We start from the raw sequence: 16,716 nt of genomic DNA, 5'->3' as shown, positions 1-16,716 counted from the left end.
TCAGCGCACTCGCTCGGCGCAGGGGCTCGCCGCCACCGTCATCGCCTCCCTCCCTTCTTCAGGAGGCGACGGCGCCGCGTACTCCCCGGCTTCACCAACCGGTGCGATGCTGGAAGCCTCTCGCCGGAAGGAGTGCGCCGTGCCGCGCATCGCCGTCGTCGGGTCGGGCCCCAGCGGGGTCTACACCGCCCAGGCTCTCGTCCAGCAGACCCTGGTCCCCGGCATCCTCGTGGATGTCCTGGACCGGCTCCCCGCCCCGTACGGACTGGTGCGCTACGGCGTCGCGCCGGACCACGAGAAGATCAAGTCGCTCCAGAACACGCTGCGTTCGGTACTGGAGCACGACCGCGTCCGGTTCCTTGGGAACGTGGAGATCGGCGCCCGCGGTCTCACACCCGAACGGCTGCTGGGGCTCTACCACGCCGTCGTGTACTGCGTCGGCGCCGCCCGGGACCGCCGGCTCGGCATCCCCGGCGAGGATCTGGCGGGCAGCCACTCGGCGACCGACTTCGTCTCCTGGTACAGCGCGCACCCCGACGCCGCGCCCGCCGGCTTCGGGCTCGGCGCGCGCTCGGTCGTGGTGGTCGGGGTGGGCAATGTCGCCGTCGACGTGGCGCGTGTCCTGGCCCGTGGCGCGGAGGACTTCCGGCCGACGGATGTGCCGCACCCGGCGCTCGGCGCGCTGGCCGACAGCGCCGTGCGGGACGTGCACATGGTCGGCAGACGGGGTCCGTCGCAGGCGAAGTTCACCACCAAGGAGCTGCGTGAACTGGGCGCGCTGCCCTCGGCCGAGGTGCGGGTGGAGCCTGCGGACCTGGCGCTCGACCCGGCGTACGCTCCGGCGCGGGCCCCGGCCGCCGGTGCGTCGCAGCCGCTCGCCGCCGTGAACCGGCGCAACATCGAGGTCGTACGCAACTGGGCCGACGCGCCCGAGCAGGGCCGGGCGCGCCGTATCCACCTGCGGTTCTTCCTGCGCCCGGTGGAACTGCTCGGGGCCGGCGGACGCGTGAGGGCCGTACGGTTCGAGCGCACCGCGCCGGACGGGGCGGGCGGAGTCCGGGGCACCGGGACGTACGAGGAGATCGAGGCGGGGCTGGTCCTGCGGGCGGTCGGCTACCGGGGGGTGCCGATCGCGGGGCTGCCCTTCGACGAGACGTCGGGCACGGTGCCGCATCTGGCGGGCCGGATCCTGCGGGACGGCGTGGCGTCGCCGGGTGAGTATGTGGCGGGCTGGATCAAGCGCGGCCCGACCGGGGTGATCGGCACCAATCGCGCCTGTGCGAAGGAGACGGTCGGCTCGCTGCTCGCGGACGGGGCGCGATTGGCCGGGCGCCGGATCGAGGGGGACCCGGTCGACGCGCTGCGGGCGGCCGGGCACCATCCGGTCGAATGGCCGGGCTGGCTCGCGATCGAGGACGCGGAGGCGGCGCTCGGAGCGGCGCTGGGACGGCGGTCGGTGAAGATCCCGGACTGGGAGGGCCTGCTGGCCGCCGCACGCGGGGAGGCCGGGCCACCGTCTCCTACGTAGTCGGCGCGGGAGCGGTGGGCGGTGGGCGGTGGGCGGTGGGCGGTTCGCGCGTATCGCCTGTCGCCACGGGGGTGCTAAAATCGATCACCGTTCGAACCTCCTTCGTCACGGATTCCGATCCGCCGGGGAGGTTTTTTGCGTGCCCGGAGCCGGCTCGTCCGCGGCCGGGCAGAACCTGCCGAGCCCCCTCGTTATGACCCGCAGAGGAGATCCATGTCTGACACCCGTGCGCGCCCCGCGACGGCCGCCGGCACCTGGAAGCTCGGTGACCTGACGGTCAACCGCGTCGGATTCGGCGCGATGCGCCTGGCCGGCGGCAGCATCATCGGGCGGGTCGGCGGGTCCGCCGACCGCGAGAAGTCCGTCGCCGTGCTCCGGCGCGCGGTCGAACTCGGGGTGAACCACATCGACACCGCCTCGTTCTACTTCTCGCCGACGCGCTCCGCCAACGAGCTGATCAACCGCGCGCTCGCGCCGTACGCCGACGATCTGGTCATCGCCACCAAGGTCTGGCCGGCCCGGAACCCCTCGGGCGAGTGGTGGTGGGCCGAGCCGGAACAGTTGCGCGGCCAGGTGGAGGAGAACCTGCGCCAGCTCGGCCGTGACCACCTGGACGTGGTGAATCTGCGTCTCCCGCCGAGCCGGGCGACCGGCTCGCTCGCCGAGCACTTCGGCGTCCTGGCCGAACTGCGCGACGCGGGGCTCATCCGTCATCTCGGCATCTCCAACGTGACCTCCGCGCATCTCGCGGAGGCCCGGTCCATCGCGCCCGTCGTGTGCGTGCAGAACGCCTACAGCGTCGACGCGCCGGGCACGGAGCAGGAACTCCTGCGGGAGTGCGGTGAACTCGGCATAGCCTTCGTGCCGTTCTTCGCGATCGCGGGCGGCCGACGCGAGGAGGGCGCGGGCGGCACCGACGACGAGGCGGTGATCGCCGTCGCCCGCGCGCACGGCGTGTCACCCGCGCAGGTCCGGCTGGCCTGGACGCTGGGGCAGGGGTCACATGTACTGGCCATCCCGGGCACCGGCGATCCGGACCACCTCACCGAGAACGTGGCGGCCGGCGCGATCCGGCTGACGGACGAGGAGATCGCGCGTCTCGGGTCCGTCCGTGGGGGCGGCGAGTAGTCGGCACGGCGGAGAGGCGGGTCGGCGCAGAGGCGGCGGTTTCCCCTGCGCCGCCGGCCCGCCGACCACCTCGCTGGGCCGTCCGGGGGCCACTGTCAGTGGGTGGGTGCAGACTGACCCACGTCTGGGACAACGGCGTCTTCGGAAGGTTTCACCATGACCGACGTACTGCTCACCGTGGGAACGCGCAAGGGACTCTTCATCGGCCGCGGACGGGGCGGCCGGTGGCAGCTCGACGGGCCGCACTTCAACGCCCAGGCGGTCTACTCCATCGGCATCGACACGCGCCACTCCGTGCCGCGCCTGCTGGTCGGCGGCGACAGCGCGCACTGGGGTCCCTCGGTGTTCCACTCCGACGATCTCGGCGTGACCTGGACCGAGCCCGGCGTGCCGGCCGTGAAGTTCCCGAAGGACACCGGGGCTTCGCTGGAGCGGGTCTGGCAGCTCCATCCGGCGGGCCCCGCCGCGCCGGACGTCGTGTACGCGGGCTCCGAGCCGGCCGGCCTGTTCCGGTCCGAGGACCGGGGCGCGACCTTCGAGCTGGTCCGTCCGCTGTGGGAGCACCCGACGCGCTCGCGCTGGATGCCCGGCGGAGGCGGCGAGGCGGTGCACACGGTCGTGACCGACCCCAGGGACGCGAACGCGGTGACGGTCGCGGTGTCGTCGGCCGGAGTGTTCCGCTCGCGCGACGGCGGCGCGAGCTGGTCGACTTCCAACAAGGGAGTGTCGGCGGTCTTCATGCCCGATCCCGCACCGGATTTCGGCCAGTGCGTCCACAAGATCGCCCAGGACGCGGTGAATCTGGACCGGCTCTATCTCCAGAACCACTGGGGCGTGTTCCGCAGCGACGACGCGGGCGCCAACTGGACGGACATCGGCTCGGGCCTGCCGTCCGACTTCGGCTTCGCCGTCGCGGCCCACCCGCACCGGGGCGACGTCGCGTACGTGTTCCCGATCCAGGCCGATTCCGACCGGGTCCCCGCCGACCGGCGCTGCCGGATCTACCGGACGACCGACGCGGGCGAGAGCTGGGAGGCCCTGGCCTCGGGGCTCCCCGAGGGCGACCACTTCGGGACGGTGCTGCGCGACGCCCTGTGTACGGACGACGCGGACCCGGCGGGTGTGTACTTCGGCAATCGCAACGGCGAGCTGTACGCGAGCGCGGACGACGGCGACAACTGGCGGCAGCTCGCCTCGCACCTTCCCGACGTGCTGTGTGTGCGGGCGGCGGTCGTTGGCTGATTCGTTGATCACGATCCCCCACGGCGCATTAGAGTGACGCCCCGTGGCACGTGAACTCAAAGAAATCGTCGAGTCCGGATGGGCCGACGCCCTCGCCCCTGTGGCCCCACGCATCACCGCGATGGGTGACTTCCTTCGCGCGGAGATCGCCGCGGGACGCACCTATCTGCCCGCCGGGCCGAATGTGCTGCGCGCCTTTCAGCAGCCGTTCGACGAGGTGCGGGTCCTGATCGTCGGCCAGGATCCGTATCCCACCCCGGGGCACGCGGTGGGGCTCAGCTTCTCCGTCGCGCCCGACGTGCGGCCGGTGCCGGGCAGTCTGGACAACATCTTCCGGGAGATGCACGCGGACATCGGGGCTCCGCGGCCGTCCAACGGGGATCTGACGCCATGGACCCGGCAGGGTGTGCTTCTGCTCAACAGGGCGCTCACCACCGCGCCCCGTAAACCGGCCGCCCACCGGGGCAAGGGCTGGGAGGAGGTCACCGAGCAGGCCATCCGGGCGCTCGTCGCGCGGAACAAACCGCTGGTGTCCATCCTCTGGGGGCGCGACGCCCGTAATCTGCGTCCGCTTCTCGGTCCGCTGCCCGCGATCGAGTCCTCGCACCCCTCCCCCATGTCGGCGGACCGGGGCTTCTTCGGCTCGCGTCCGTTCAGCCGCGCCAACGAACTCCTCGTCCAGCAGGGCGCGCAGCCGGTCGACTGGCAACTGCCGTGAGCTGGGTGCTCGGTGTGGACTCGGGCGGGTCCGGCCTGCGGATCGCCCTCGGGGCGGCGGACGGCGACGCGGCAGTACGGACGATCGGCACCGCCGTGTCCACCGAGCCGGTGCGCACCGGCCGTTCGGGCATCGACCCGGCACATCTGCTGGAGCAGTTGCTGCCCGCCGTCCGGACGCTGCTCGCGCGCGCGGGCAATGAGGCACCGGCGGCCGAGGCGATCGGCGCCGTCGCGATCGGCGCCGCGGGTATGGCGACGCTCGGCGACGGGCTCCGGGCCGAACTGCCCGCAGCGCTGGAAAGCGCCCTGGGGGTACGGCGGTTGGCGCTCGCCGCCGACGCCGTCACCGCCTACGCGGGGGCGCTCGGCCAGCGTCCGGGCGCCGTCGTCGCCGCCGGTACGGGCATGATCGCGCTCGGCACCGATCTGACGGGGTGGCAGCGCGCGGACGGCTGGGGACATCTGCTCGGCGACTGCGGCGGCGGCTCCTGGATCGGCCGGGCGGGGCTGGAGGCGGCGATGCGCGCGTACGACGGGCGGCGCGGCGGTTCGGCCGCACTGCTGTCCCGGATGGAAGTCGTGTTCGGCCCCGCGCCGGGGATGCCGGGGGTCGTCTATCCGCGGACCGACCGGCCCGCCGTGCTCGCCTCCTTCGCCCCCGAGGTGGCCCGCTGCGCGGCCCACGACCCGGTGGCCGCGGACATCCTCGGCGAGGCCGCGCGGCATGTCGCGGACGCGGCCGTCGCGGTGTGCCCGCAGGTCGAGGAGTGTGAAGTCGCCCTGACGGGTGGGCTGTTCAAGATGGGCGACCCGCTGCTCGTACCGCTGCGCGCCGAGTTGGCCGTCCGGTTGCCGCGCGCCCGTCCGGTGTCGGCCGAGGGAGATCCGCTGGCGGGGGCGCTGCGGATCGCGGCGGCTCTGGCGACCGGTTCGCTTCGACTGCCGTGCGACGGGCGACTGTTGACCGTCCCCACAGAGCGGGACGAATGAGCGGTAAGCAGCATATCGAAAAAATATGGACAGATGACCCACGACCGGACCCTCCCCGAACAGCCGACCCCACAAAACCAGTAGCATTCGGCGCCATGAGCTCCCCCACTGGGCCGGCACCCGGCCTGCCTGTACGAATGCCTCGACCTCGACAGTCGGGGCGGCACCGCCGACCCGAGCCCCTGGCGGCGCCCGAGGGCGCGCCCACGCTCGTGCTGGCCATGCCCGGCGACCCGAGCCCCGAGGTGCGCAACCTCGGCGAGGAGGTCGTCAGCATCGCCCGCTCCGAACTGCCGGGCCTCGACGCCCGGATCGGCTATCTGGACGGCGACGACGACGAGTACCCCACGCTGGGCACCGTGCTGTCCCAGACCGGCGAGCTGCGTGTCGAGCGCTACGAGCTGGCGAAGGCCGCCGGCCGTGAGGTCAACGAGCCCGAGGGCATCTCGGCGATCGTCGTGCCGCTGCTCGCGGGTCCCGACAACTCCCTGGTCAGGCGCATACGTCAGGCCGTTGTCGACAGCAAGGCCGTGGCGGAGATGACCGAGGTCCTCGGTCCCCATCCGCTGCTCGCCGAGGCGCTGCACGTACGTCTGTCCGAGGCCGGACTCGCCCGCGCCGACCGGGCGCGGCTGTTCACGGTAGCCACGGCCGCCGACGGCATCATCCTCGCCACGGTGGGCGGCGAGGAGGCCGTCCAGGCCGCGGGAATCACCGGGATGCTGCTGGCCGCGCGCCTCGCCGTGCCGGTGATGGCGGCGGCGCTGGACGACGAGGGCGCGGTCTCGGCCATCGCCGAGCAACTGCGTGACTCCGGTTCGACGCAGCTCGCGCTCGCGCCGTATCTGATCGGACCCGAGCTGCCCGGGGGTCTGCTCGACGTCGCGCTCAAGGAGGCCGACTGCGCCGCGTCCGAGGCGCTGGGCGCGTATCCGGCCGTGGGCAAGCTGGTGCTCTCGCAGTACACGAGCGCGCTGGGCATCTCGGCACAGACGCAGGGGTCGTCGGCGCACTGAGCCGACCGGGTTCCGGGGCCGTCGCGGGCGCCGGACGGGCCGAGGGCCCGTCCGGCGCGACCCGTGAACCGGATCAGCCGAAGATCACGCAGGAGGCCGCCGGCGCCTCGAACGAGCCCGTACGGGACGGGATCCCGGTCGCCGGGTCGATGTCGAACCAGGTCACGTCCCCGGAGCGCTCGTTCGACGCGTAGAGCCTGCGCCCCGCCGGGTCCAGGGTGAGATCGCGCGGCCAGCGTCCGCCGCAGTCCACGGTGGTGACCAGGACGGGCTTCTCGCGCGTCTCGTCGAGTGTCAGGACGGCGATGCTGTCGTGCCCGCGCACGGCGGCCCACAGGTACCTGCCGTCGTGCGAGACGACGACCTCGGAGGCGTAACTCCCCTCCTGGGCACCGTCCGGCAGGACGGGTGCCTCGCCGACCGGCTCCAGCACGCCCTTGTCGGTGTCCCAGCGGCAGACCGTGAGGGTCGGCTCCAGTTCGTTGAGCACGTACGCGTGGGTGCCCGCCGGGTGGAAGGCGAGATGGCGCGGTCCCGTGCCCGGCCGTAGCGCGGTCTCGCCGTGCGGTGTGATGTCGCCGCTGCCGGGGTCGACGGCGCTCGTGCGTACGGAGTCGGTGCCCAGGTCCACCGCGAGCAGCCAGCGTCCACCGGGGTCGGGCAGCACCTGGTGGGCGTGCGGGCCCTCCTGCCGGTCGGGGTGCGGTCCGCCGCCCTCGTGCTGGAGGATCCCGGCGGCGGCGCCGAGGCTGCCGTCGGCCCGGACGGGCAGCACGGTGACGCTGCCGGAGCTGTAGTTGGCGGTCACCAAATGCCCGGCGGCGAGGGTGAGATGGGTGGGGCCCGATCCGCAGACCGCCACCGGCTCGCCCATCAGGCGCGGTGCGGAGGTGCCGCCCGAGGCGCGGGGTGTGACCTCGAAGGCGGCTGCGGCGCCTTCCTCGCCCTCGGAGACGGCGTAGAGCACCGAGCCGTCAGGCGACAGCGTCAGATACGAAGGGTCGGCCAGGGCGTCGGTCGCGCCGAGTTCCGTCAGGGCGCCGGTGTCCGCGTCCACGGCGGCGGCGATGATGCCGCGACCGCCCGCCGAGGTGAACGACCCGATGTAGACCCGGCCGCCGGTCCGTGCGTCGTTCCGGCCGCCGGTCCGGGAGTCCGTCCGGGAGTCCGTCCGTGAGCCGGTTCCTGAGTCCGTTCCGCCGTCGCTGCGCGCGTCGCTCCTGCCGCCCACTGTCTGTCCCCTTGTCGCTCGATCGCTCTGTGCGTCCGCGCGTGGCAGGCATGAGGTGCGTGCCACACGCGCGGCTCTGTCCGGCCGACGGTAGCAGGCGGTCTAGACCAACTGGCCGCGTCGGGTGCTGCCGCCTGAACTACCCACCCCGGCGGCCGGTTCACCCTTTTGGAGGAGCCGGAAGCACATCGCCCCTCAGACGGCGTGCGTGGGGAGCGCGACACCGGTGAGGCGTTCGGACTCGGCCCACAGTCGGGCGTTGAGCGCGTCGTCCAGCGCCCTGCGGGTCACCCGTGCCGTGGTAGTAGGGCCGACAAGGCCGAAGCGTCCGCCGGGGCCGTAGTAGCCGGCGGCCACCGCGTCCGGGCCGGTCGCGGCGTACAGCAGGGGTTCGGTGCCCTGCTCCGCCTCCTGCGAGGGAAGAAAGTTGACCTTGGTGAGCAGGCTCGTCAGGGTCGGCCTGCCGGTACCCAGGCTCGCGCCCGCCGTCTGGAGATTGGTGCGCGTGAAGCCGGGGTGCGCGCCGTTGCTCAGCAGGTGCCAGCCGCGCTCGGCGGCGATACGGGCGAGCTGCCTGGACAGGATGAGGTCGGCGAGTTTGGACTGCGCGTAGGAGCGGTTCGCGCTGTAGCGCCGCCTCTCCCACTGGAGGTCGGCGAAATCGATCCTGCCGTAGTTGGCCGCGCTGCTGCTCATGGTCGTCACGCGCGGGGATTCGGCGGCGAGCAGCAGCGGCAGGAGCCGGACGGTCAGGGCGAACGGGCCGAGGAAGTTGCTGCCCATCTGGAGCTCGAAGCCGTCGACCGTCTCCAGCCGGGAGGGCGGGGCCATCACTCCGGCGTTGTTGACCAGCAGGTCGAGCGGGGTACCGTCGGCGATGAGCCCGTCGGCGAACTCCTTGACGGACGCCAGGTCGGCGAGGTCCACCCGGCGCACGTCGAGGCGGGCGTGCGGGTGCCGCGCCAGGATCTCGTCACGGGCCCGCTCGCCCTTGGCGACCGTACGCACGGCCATGACGACCCGCGCCCCGGCGTCGGCGAGACGGCGGACGGCCTCCTTGCCGGTGCCGCTGTTGGCACCCGTGACGACGGCGTACGTACCGGTCTGGTCGGGGACGGTGTACATGACGACTCCTTCGGGCCCGGTCCTGTGCGACCTGTCCAGCTCACAGCCGGTGGTGCCGGAGCGCAACATCTCGCGGGCGGTCGCGGGAGTCGATCTCGTACTGCGTGATCTCCATGCTGAGCAGGACCGGGGAGGGCTGTGACTCCCGTGCCGTCCTGGCCAGGTGAGCCGCCAGATGCCGCCGTGACTCCCACCGCTCGTAGACGTTCACGCGGCCCGGCTCGACGGGATCGGCGGCCACCACGTAATCGAGACAGCCGGGCTCGGCCCGCGCCCGCCGCTGGGCGGCCTCGAAGTCCGCGAGGAACGCCTCACGGCCGTCCGGATCGACATATCCCTTGCCGGCGACGATCAGCATGTGGGGCCTCCGTGGTGTGCGGCGGTGTCGCGTGAGCGGTGCCAGGACCGCTCGTATTCTCGCGCGCGAGAACCCGGCGGCGTACGGCGGGCCCGCTTGGCATGCTGGGAGCCATGAGCACCGCACGTACCCCCTCCACCCTGTCCGTCATCTTCGATCTCGACGGCACCCTCGTGGACAGCGAGCCGAACTACTACGAGGCCGGCCGGCGGCTGCTCACCGAGCACGGTGTGCCCGATTTCAGTTGGGAGCACCACACCCGGTACATCGGCATCAGCACCCGGGAGACCCTTCAGGGGCTGCGCGCGGAGTACGGGATCGAGGCGCCGGTCGACGAACTGCTGGTCACCAAGGACCGGCACTATCTGGAGCTGGCGCGCGCCTCCACCGAGGTCTTTGGGCAGATGCGGAAATTCGTGGAGCGGTTGTACGCGCGAGGGGTGCCGATGGCGGTGGCCTCCGGCTCGTCGCGCGCCGCCATCGAGACCGTGCTCGACGGCACGGGGCTGAGCCCATATTTCACCCTTTTCGTCTCGGCCGAGGAGGTCCCGCACGGCAAGCCCGCGCCCGATGTCTTCCTGGAGGCGGCGCGGCGCCTGGGCGCCGATCCGGCCGACTGCGTCGTGCTGGAGGACGCGGCGCCGGGCGTGCTGGCGGCGCACGCGGCCGGTATGCGGTGTGTCGCCGTGCCGTACGTGCCGGGCACGGCCGACGATCCGGCGTTTCGCGGGGCGGAGCTGCTGTTCGCGCGCGGGCAGAGCGAGTTCACGGCGGAGGCGGCCTACGCCTGGCTGACCGGGACGGGGCTGGGGACGGGGCAGGACGCGCGGAGCCCGAAGTAGCGGCGGCGGTCCGGGGCGCGGATCTGGCGCCCCGGGCCTGGGTCCGTCGCTGCGCGGGGAACGCCACGGCGATGTCCAGCCCGCCTTCCGGTCCCGGTACGGCGGTCACGTCCGCGCCGTGCGCGGTGGCGACGGCCGCCACGATGGACAGGCCGAGACCGAGACCGTCCGGGCCGCCGGCCCGGGACTCGTAGCGCTGGAAGGGCTGGAACAGCGTGTCGATACGGTCGTGCGGGATGACCGGCCCGCTGTTGACGACACGCAGTACGGGGCGCCCGCCCTCCATGCCCGTGCGGACCCGCACCCACGCCGATGCGCCTGCGCCCCGCTCGACATTGTGGCGCAGCGCGTTGTCCACGAGGTTGGTGGCCAGTCGCTCCACCAGCCGTGGATCGCCCGCTGTCCAGGCCGGTGCGAGTGAGTGCTCGATCCGTACTCCCCCGGTCTCCTCAGGGTTCGCGATCCGCAGCGCGCCGGCGACGACGGGAGCGAGATCGGTCGGCCGCCGTCGCTCCAGACCGCGCTGGCTGCGGGCGAGCGTGAGCAGCGCCTCGATGAGACGTTCCTGCTGCTCCCCCGCCGCCAGCACCCTCTCGCAGACGGCGCGCAGCGACTGCGCGTCCGCCGCCGGGTTGGACAACGCGACCTCGATCAGGGCGCGTTGGAGGGTGAGCGGGGTGCGCAGCTCGTGCGAGGCGTTGGCGACGAAGCGCTTCTGCGCGTCGAAGGCGCTGTCGAGTCGGGCGAGCAGACTGTCGAACGTGTCGCCGAGGTCCTTGAGTTCATCGGCGGGGCCGGTGACGGCGAGCCGTTGGTGCAGATTGCGTTCGGAGATACGGCGGGCCTTCTCGGTCATGGTCCGCACCGGGCGCAGTACGCGGCCGGCCGTGATCCAGCCGAGTACGACGGAGACGGCGGACATCAGCGCGAGGGCGACGCCGGACTGGACGAGCAACTGGCGCAGTGTCGCATCCTGTTGGCTGTCGGCGTTCCTCTTCATGGCGTCGTGCATCCGCTCACTGTCTCTGGGGAACAGCCCGCCTTCCGGGCCACTGCCGAGGAGGAAGACTCGGGTGTCGCCGCTGCTCGCGACGAGGAAGTACGTGATGGCGAGGAGCGCCGCCCCCGAGACGAGGAAGAGCGCGCCGTAGAGGAGGGTGAGCCGGAGCCGGGCCGTCCACCGGACGCGGCGGAACGGCCGGTACGGGCGCGGGAGTCGGCGGGGGCGCCGCGGTCGGCGCGCCCGCTCAGATGCGGTAGCCGGCATGTGGCACCGTCTCGATCACCGGCGGTTCGCCCAGCTTGCGGCGGAGTCTGCTGACCGTGACCTTGACCGTGTTGGTGAAGGGGTCCGCCGCCTGGTCCCAGGCGCGTTCCAGGAGCTGCTCGGCGGAGACGACGCCGCCCTGGGCCGCCAACAGCAGCTCGAGTACGGCGAGTTCCTTGGGTGACAGTTCGAGCCGGCGTCCGCCGCGCCGCGCGATGCGCCGGGTCGAGTCCAGCGACAGATCGCCGTGGGTGAGGACGGGAGGTACGGCCGGCTGGGCGCGGCGTGCCAACGCCCTTACCCGCGCTATCAGTTCGGCGAAGGCGAACGGCTTCGGCAGATAGTCGTCGGCGCCGATACCGAGGCCGTCGACCCGGTCCTCGATGGTGGCCGACGCGGTCAGCATCAGTACCCGGGAGCGGGCACCGCGCGCCACCAGGGCGCGGCACACGTCGTCGCCGTGCAGGCCGGGCAGGTCGCGGTCGAGCACGACGACGTCGTACTCGTACACCGCCGTCATGTCGAGCGCCTGCGGGCCGTCGTGGGCGAGATCGACGGCCATGCCGTCCTGCCGCAGGCCGGCGCCCACGGTTTCGGCCAGTTCCCGGTGGTCCTCGACAATCAGTACACGCATGTCACACAGCATGCAGGACCAGGGGTTACAGCGACATAACAGCGTGCGTTCCCGCCGTGTAACCGCCCGGCCGGTAGATGTTTACGCCATGACCCAGTCGTACAGGCGCAACAGTGCGCGCATCTTCTTCCTCGTCCCTCTCCTGGTCGCCGGAGTGCTCCTCACAGGCTGTTCCGACGACGGCTCCTCGTCGGACGCCGACAGCGGCTCCGGGCCGGACGCGTCCCCCACCAGCATGGAGGAGCGGGGTCTCGCGTACGCCGAGTGCATGCGTGAGAACGGGGTGACGAAGTTCCCCGACCCCGCCGAGGGCGGCGGTATCAAGCTCGACCCCAGCAGTGGTGTGGACCCCGAGTCCGCGGAGTTCAACAAGGCGGAGGAAGCCTGCGTGGATCTGTCCCCGCAGGGCATGGGCGACGGCGGTGGCACGCTCGACTCCACCAAGGTCGCCGCGTGGGCGACCTGCATACGGGAGAACGGCGTACCCGACTTCGCCGACCCGAAGATCGTCGGCGGTGCCATGGAGATCAACATGGGCGAGGTGTCCATGGAGGACGATGCCTTCAAGAAGGCGCAGGACACGTGCCGCGACAAGTTCCCCGGTGGCGGCGTCATAATGAAGAAGGGCACCGGCTCGTGACCTCCCAGCAACCGGCCGACGGCACGCCGCCCGACGCCTCCGCCGACATCCCGCCCCACGCGCCGGCGGACCCCTCGACCGACATCTCCGCGTCCGGCACCTCCGCGTCCGACACCTCCTCGGGCGGCTCCACGCAGGGGCGCAGCGGTCCCCGGCGCCGCCCGTTGCGTGCCTCGCTCATCACCCTGGCCGCCCTCACGGTGGTCGCGGCCGGTGGCATCGGCGCGACGGGCGTACTGGGCGGCGACGGCGACGGGTCCGCCGAGGCCGCCCCCTCCACGCCCGCCAAATCGGCCACGGTGGACAAGACCACGCTCACCCGCAGCGAGACCGTGGACGGCGTGCTCGGATTCGGGGAGGCGACGACCGTACAGGCCCCGGCCTCCGGGGGAGGCTCCGGAAATCAGGGGTCGACGGCCGGCGGCGCCGACAGCGGCACCGGCTCCGACAGCGGCTCCGACACCGGCTCCGGCACCCTGACCTGGCTGCCGGACGTGGGCGACGAGATCAAGCGCGGCGAGACCGTGTACAGCTCCGACGAACAGAAGTCGGTGCTCCTGTACGGCTCCACCCCGCTGTACCGCACACTCGACGTCGGCTCCGAGGGCAAGGACGTCCTGATGCTGGAGCGCAACCTCGCCGAGCTGGGCCACACCGGCTTCACGGTGGACGACGAGTACACCGACACGACCGCCGACGCCGTACGGGCCTGGCAGGACGACCTCGGCAAGGCGGAGACCGGCGAGGTGACACCCGCCGACGCGGTGGTGGCACCCGGCGCCCGGCGTGTCGCCGAGGTCAAGGCCGCCCGGGGCGGCGCCCTCTCCGGTGAAATCCTCACCTGGACCGTCACCGGACGGGTGGTCACCGTTGATCTGGAGGTGCGGTTCGAAGGTCTCGTCAAGGACGGCATGAAGGCCAACGTCACGCTCCCCAACGGGACCATCGTCGCGGCGGAGGTGACGGACATCGGGGCCGCGGCCACCGCCGCGCCCTCCGACGGCGACGCGGAAGCGACCGCCGAGGATGCCACCCTGCCGGTCGAACTGACCATCAAGGACCAGAAGAAGCTGGGGCGTTACCAGGCGGCGCCGGTCGATGTGACGATGACCGCGGAGACCCGCACGGACGTGCTCGCCGTGCCCGTCAACGCGCTGATTGCCCGTCAGGGCGGCGGCTACGCCGTGCAGGCGATCACCGGCGACAGCGTCGAGAACCGCCCGGTGGAACTGGGCCTGTTCGCGGACGGTCTGGTCGAGGTCTCCGGCACGGGCATCACCGAGGGCCTGCGCGTGGGGGTGCCCGGGTGACGCCGACGACGACCCGGCCCGTCGTCGAACTGACCGGTGTCTCCAAGACGTACGGAGAAGTCGCCGCGCTCGCCGACGCCGATCTGACCATCATGCGCGGGGAGTTGCTGTGCATCGTCGGCCCCTCCGGCTCCGGCAAGTCCACCCTGCTGAACATCGTGGGCACGCTGGCCCGCCCGACCGCGGGCACGGTGCGTATCGACGGACACGCCGTGGAGGAACTGTCCGACCGTGAACTGTCCGCGCTGCGCGCCCAGTCCATCGGCTTCGTGTTCCAGTCCTTCCATCTCGCCCCCGGCGTAACGGCGTTGGACTCCGTCGCCGACGGCCTGCTCTACAGCGGCCGTTCGCGCGGCGAGCGGCGCGCGCTCGCCGAACGCGCCCTGCGCCGGGTCGGTCTGGGGCCCCGGCTGTACAACGAGCCGCACCAGTTGTCCGGTGGGGAGAAGCAGCGGGTGGCGATCGCCCGCGCGGTCCTGGGGGATCCGCCGCTGCTGCTCGCGGACGAACCCACGGGCGCGCTGGACTCGGCGTCCGGGGCGGTGGTGATGGAGCTGCTGCACGAGTTGCACCGGGCCGGTACGACGGTCGTGGTCATCACCCACGACCGGGACATCGCCGGCTCACTGCCACGCGCGGTACGGCTCAAGGACGGCCGGATCACCCCCGATTCGGCTGCGGGCGCGCACGCGAACACGAGCGCGTACGCGCCCGCTCGGACACAGCGGGAGGTCGGCGTATGAGTACGGCCACGGCGACAGAGCCACGCCTCGCGCCGCCGCCCCGCCCGCGTCCCGCCCGGCTGCGCCCCGCCGATGTCGTACGGGTGGGTGGCTCGGGTCTACGCTCGCGCCCGATGCGGGTGTTCCTCTCCGCGCTCGGCATCGCCATCGGTATCGCGGCGATGATCGGCGTCGTGGGCATCTCCACCTCCAGCCAGGAGGAGCTGAACCGGAAGATGGCGCTGCTCGGCACCAATCTGCTCACCGTCACACCGGGCCAGTCCTTCGGCGGCGACCAGGCGTCGCTGCCCGACGAGGCGGTCGGGATGATCGGCGCGACGGACGGTGTGGAGTCGGTCTCGGCGGTCGGCCGGACCGAGGCCGGTGTCTTCCGGACCGATCACATCCCGGAGGAACAGACCGGTGGGCTGGGCGTGTTCGCCGCCCGTATCGATCTGACGAAGACGGTACGGCTGGACGTGGTCGACGGCCGCTGGCTCAACGCGGCCAACGACCGGTACCCGGCGACGGTGCTCGGCGCCAAGGCGGCCCGGCATCTCGGTGTCCTGGAGGCGGGCCCGGACTCCAGGGTGTGGCTGGGCGACCAGTGGTTCACCGTCGTGGGGCTGCTGGCACCGAACGAGTTGGCACCGGAGCTGGACGCGGCAGCACTCGTCGGCTGGCCGGCGGCGGCGGAATTCCTCGAGTTCGACGGCCATCCGACGACCGTCTACACCCGCGCGGAGGAAGCGGCGGTCGGCGACGTACAGGGCGTGCTCGGTGCCACGGCCAACCCGGCCAGTCCCAATGAGGTGGAGGTCTCCCGGCCGTCCGACGCGCTGGCGGCGAAGCTGGCGACCGACGACGCGCTCTCCGGTCTGCTGCTGGGCCTGGGCGCGGTGGCGCTGCTGGTCGGTGGCGTCGGGGTGGCCAACACCATGGTGATCTCCGTGCTGGAGCGCAGGGCCGAGATCGGGCTGCGGCGGTCGCTGGGGGCGACGCGGGGACAGATCCGTACGCAGTTCCTCTGCGAGTCGCTGCTGCTGTCCGCGCTGGGCGGGGTCGGCGGTGTCCTGCTGGGCATCGGCGTCACGACTGCCTACGCGGGGTATCAGGGCTGGCCGACGGTGGTACCGCTGTGGGCCATGGTCGGCGGTGTCGCGGCGACACTGCTGATCGGGGGCCTGGCGGGCTTCTACCCCGCCGTACGCGCCGCCCGCCTTCCGCCGACGGAGGCGCTGGCGGCGGCCTGAGCCACAGCGAACGGGGAGGGGACGGGGGACGGGGGACGGGGGCTCGATCGCCGGACGGACCGCATCCGCGGGCCGTCCGGCGATCGGCGATCGGCGATCGGCGCCGGGGCGGGAGCGGGGGCAGGGGCGGGGGCAGGGGCGGGGGCGGGCCGCTGATCAGCCGGTTCCGTCGGCGGCGGCGGTCAGCGCGGCGATGTCGATCTTCTTCATACCGAACATGGCCTTCATCGCCCGCTGGCCGCGCGCCTGGTCCGGGCCGTTCAGCAGCTCCGCCATGCCGCCGGGCGCGACCTGCCAGGACAGTCCGTACTTGTCCTTCAGCCAGCCGCACGGGCCCTCCTCACCGCCTTCGGTGAGCTTGTCCCAGTAGTAGTCGATCTCTTCCTGGTCGGCGCACTCGATGAGGAACGAGATGGCCTCGTCGAAGGTGAACTGCGGGCCGCCGTTGATCCCGATGTACGCCTGGCCGTCCAGCTCGTACTCCACGGTCAGCACCGTCCCGGCGGGCCCGGGACCGGCCTCGCCGTAGTGGGTGATGGCCGTGATCCGGGAGTTCGGGAAGATCCCGACGTAGAACTCCGCGGCCTGCTCGGCCTGTGTGTCGAACCAGAGATTGGGTGTGGTCTTCGGCATCGCTGTCTCCTGGTGTCGGCGCCTTCTTCTGCCCCTCCCTCCTCTGACTGTCGCACCGCCCGAAACTCATCGCAGAA

17 protein-coding genes are annotated in these 16,716 nt (G+C 72.2%); 11 read left to right on the top strand and 6 right to left on the bottom strand.

Annotation, left to right across the window (positions count from 1 at the left end; all coding sequences use genetic code 11):
• The first annotated feature begins 139 nt into the window (after positions 1–139).
• From OG329_RS37230 to OG329_RS37205, 6 genes are all read left to right on the top strand, one after another.
• A complete protein-coding gene (locus OG329_RS37230; protein WP_405801151.1) occupies positions 140–1,528 on the top strand; it encodes an FAD-dependent oxidoreductase in 1,389 nt (462 codons plus the stop codon).
• Positions 1,529–1,741: 213 nt separating this feature from the next.
• On the top strand, positions 1,742–2,656 hold the full coding sequence (locus OG329_RS37225) for an aldo/keto reductase (RefSeq protein WP_405801149.1): 915 nt from the start codon (positions 1,742–1,744) through the stop codon (positions 2,654–2,656).
• A gap of 156 nt (positions 2,657–2,812) precedes the next feature.
• Positions 2,813–3,898 carry a WD40/YVTN/BNR-like repeat-containing protein gene (locus tag OG329_RS37220; RefSeq protein ID WP_405801148.1) on the top strand — a complete coding sequence of 362 codons (1,086 nt, stop codon included), beginning with the start codon at positions 2,813–2,815 and terminating at the stop codon, positions 3,896–3,898.
• Between the two features lie 43 nt (positions 3,899–3,941).
• Entirely contained in the window at positions 3,942–4,616 is a 675-nt protein-coding gene (locus OG329_RS37215) for a uracil-DNA glycosylase (RefSeq protein WP_405801146.1), read from the top strand.
• Positions 4,613–5,608 (top strand): N-acetylglucosamine kinase, encoded by a 996-nt coding sequence (locus OG329_RS37210; protein WP_405801145.1) that lies wholly within the window; start codon positions 4,613–4,615, stop codon positions 5,606–5,608. Before OG329_RS37215 ends, OG329_RS37210 begins: the two co-directional genes overlap by 4 nt.
• 95 nt (positions 5,609–5,703) lie before the next feature.
• On the top strand, positions 5,704–6,624 hold the full coding sequence (locus OG329_RS37205; RefSeq protein WP_405801144.1) for a sirohydrochlorin chelatase: 921 nt from the start codon (positions 5,704–5,706) through the stop codon (positions 6,622–6,624).
• Between the two features lie 73 nt (positions 6,625–6,697).
• Here the strand turns inward: OG329_RS37205 and OG329_RS37200 are convergent, their stop codons facing one another.
• The 3 genes from OG329_RS37200 to OG329_RS37190 form a co-directional block, all read right to left on the bottom strand.
• A complete protein-coding gene (locus tag OG329_RS37200; protein ID WP_405802210.1) occupies positions 6,698–7,729 on the bottom strand; it encodes a lactonase family protein in 1,032 nt (343 codons plus the stop codon).
• Positions 7,730–8,050: 321 nt separating this feature from the next.
• Positions 8,051–8,980, bottom strand: a complete 930-nt coding sequence (locus OG329_RS37195; protein ID WP_405801143.1) for an SDR family oxidoreductase — start codon at positions 8,978–8,980, stop codon at positions 8,051–8,053.
• A 40-nt stretch (positions 8,981–9,020) separates the two neighbouring features.
• Positions 9,021–9,338, bottom strand: a complete 318-nt coding sequence (locus OG329_RS37190) for a putative quinol monooxygenase (RefSeq protein ID WP_405801142.1) — start codon at positions 9,336–9,338, stop codon at positions 9,021–9,023.
• 113 nt (positions 9,339–9,451) lie between these two features.
• Between OG329_RS37190 and OG329_RS37185 the strand changes: the two genes are divergently transcribed.
• Positions 9,452–10,180: an HAD family hydrolase gene (locus tag OG329_RS37185; RefSeq protein WP_405801140.1), complete on the top strand. Its 729-nt coding sequence runs from the start codon at positions 9,452–9,454 to the stop codon at positions 10,178–10,180.
• Here OG329_RS37185 and OG329_RS37180 read toward each other — a convergent pair.
• Both OG329_RS37180 and OG329_RS37175 read right to left on the bottom strand, forming a co-directional pair.
• Positions 10,104–11,447, bottom strand: a complete 1,344-nt coding sequence (locus OG329_RS37180) for a sensor histidine kinase (RefSeq protein WP_405801139.1) — start codon at positions 11,445–11,447, stop codon at positions 10,104–10,106. The two genes, OG329_RS37185 and OG329_RS37180, sit on opposite strands and share 77 nt — an antisense overlap.
• Positions 11,428–12,081 carry a response regulator transcription factor gene (locus OG329_RS37175; protein ID WP_405801138.1) on the bottom strand — a complete coding sequence of 218 codons (654 nt, stop codon included), beginning with the start codon at positions 12,079–12,081 and terminating at the stop codon, positions 11,428–11,430. Before OG329_RS37175 ends, OG329_RS37180 begins: the two co-directional genes overlap by 20 nt.
• 88 nt (positions 12,082–12,169) lie before the next feature.
• On the opposite strand from OG329_RS37175, the gene OG329_RS37170 reads away from it, so the two are divergent.
• Genes OG329_RS37170 through OG329_RS37155 form a run of 4 tightly spaced genes read left to right on the top strand, consistent with a single transcriptional unit; the run spans position 12,170 to position 16,006 of the window.
• Positions 12,170–12,721 carry a hypothetical protein gene (locus OG329_RS37170; RefSeq protein WP_405801137.1) on the top strand — a complete coding sequence of 184 codons (552 nt, stop codon included), beginning with the start codon at positions 12,170–12,172 and terminating at the stop codon, positions 12,719–12,721.
• Positions 12,718–14,031, top strand: coding sequence for a peptidoglycan-binding protein (locus OG329_RS37165; protein WP_405801136.1), 1,314 nt, complete (start codon positions 12,718–12,720; stop codon positions 14,029–14,031). The genes OG329_RS37170 and OG329_RS37165 overlap by 4 nt, the downstream gene beginning before the upstream one ends.
• Entirely contained in the window at positions 14,028–14,774 is a 747-nt protein-coding gene (locus tag OG329_RS37160) for an ABC transporter ATP-binding protein (RefSeq protein ID WP_405801134.1), read from the top strand. The genes OG329_RS37165 and OG329_RS37160 overlap by 4 nt, the downstream gene beginning before the upstream one ends.
• Entirely contained in the window at positions 14,771–16,006 is a 1,236-nt protein-coding gene (locus OG329_RS37155; RefSeq protein ID WP_405801133.1) for an ABC transporter permease, read from the top strand. Before OG329_RS37160 ends, OG329_RS37155 begins: the two co-directional genes overlap by 4 nt.
• Before the next feature lie 156 nt (positions 16,007–16,162).
• Here the strand turns inward: OG329_RS37155 and OG329_RS37150 are convergent, their stop codons facing one another.
• The gene (locus OG329_RS37150; protein ID WP_405801132.1) at positions 16,163–16,639 is read right to left on the bottom strand and encodes a VOC family protein; all 477 of its coding nucleotides are present in this window, start codon (positions 16,637–16,639) and stop codon (positions 16,163–16,165) included.
• Positions 16,640–16,716: the final 77 nt, after the last annotated feature.

The organism is Streptomyces sp. NBC_01506 (genome assembly GCF_045040295.1).
Classification (GTDB): Bacteria; Actinomycetota; Actinomycetes; order Streptomycetales; family Streptomycetaceae; genus Streptomyces.
The sequence above is the reverse complement of the archived record's forward strand: the minus strand, read 5'-3'. Positions and strand labels throughout refer to the sequence as shown.

Bases quoted from the DNA above. Each gene is read 5' to 3' on its own strand.
- OG329_RS37225 (WP_405801149.1), top strand. From the start codon at position 1,742: ATGTCTGACACCCGTGCGCGCCCCGCGACGGCCGCCGGCACCTGGAAG.
- OG329_RS37220 (WP_405801148.1), top strand. From the start codon at position 2,813: ATGACCGACGTACTGCTCACCGTGGGAACGCGCAAGGGACTCTTCATC.
- OG329_RS37205 (WP_405801144.1), top strand. From the start codon at position 5,704: ATGAGCTCCCCCACTGGGCCGGCACCCGGCCTGCCTGTACGAATGCCT.
- OG329_RS37195 (WP_405801143.1), bottom strand. From the start codon at position 8,980: ATGTACACCGTCCCCGACCAGACCGGTACGTACGCCGTCGTCACGGGT.
- OG329_RS37190 (WP_405801142.1), bottom strand. From the start codon at position 9,338: ATGCTGATCGTCGCCGGCAAGGGATATGTCGATCCGGACGGCCGTGAG.
- OG329_RS37185 (WP_405801140.1), top strand. From the start codon at position 9,452: ATGAGCACCGCACGTACCCCCTCCACCCTGTCCGTCATCTTCGATCTC.
- OG329_RS37180 (WP_405801139.1), bottom strand. From the start codon at position 11,447: ATGCCGGCTACCGCATCTGAGCGGGCGCGCCGACCGCGGCGCCCCCGC.
- OG329_RS37175 (WP_405801138.1), bottom strand. From the start codon at position 12,081: ATGCGTGTACTGATTGTCGAGGACCACCGGGAACTGGCCGAAACCGTG.
- OG329_RS37170 (WP_405801137.1), top strand. From the start codon at position 12,170: ATGACCCAGTCGTACAGGCGCAACAGTGCGCGCATCTTCTTCCTCGTC.
- OG329_RS37155 (WP_405801133.1), top strand. From the start codon at position 14,771: ATGAGTACGGCCACGGCGACAGAGCCACGCCTCGCGCCGCCGCCCCGC.
- OG329_RS37150 (WP_405801132.1), bottom strand. From the start codon at position 16,639: ATGCCGAAGACCACACCCAATCTCTGGTTCGACACACAGGCCGAGCAG.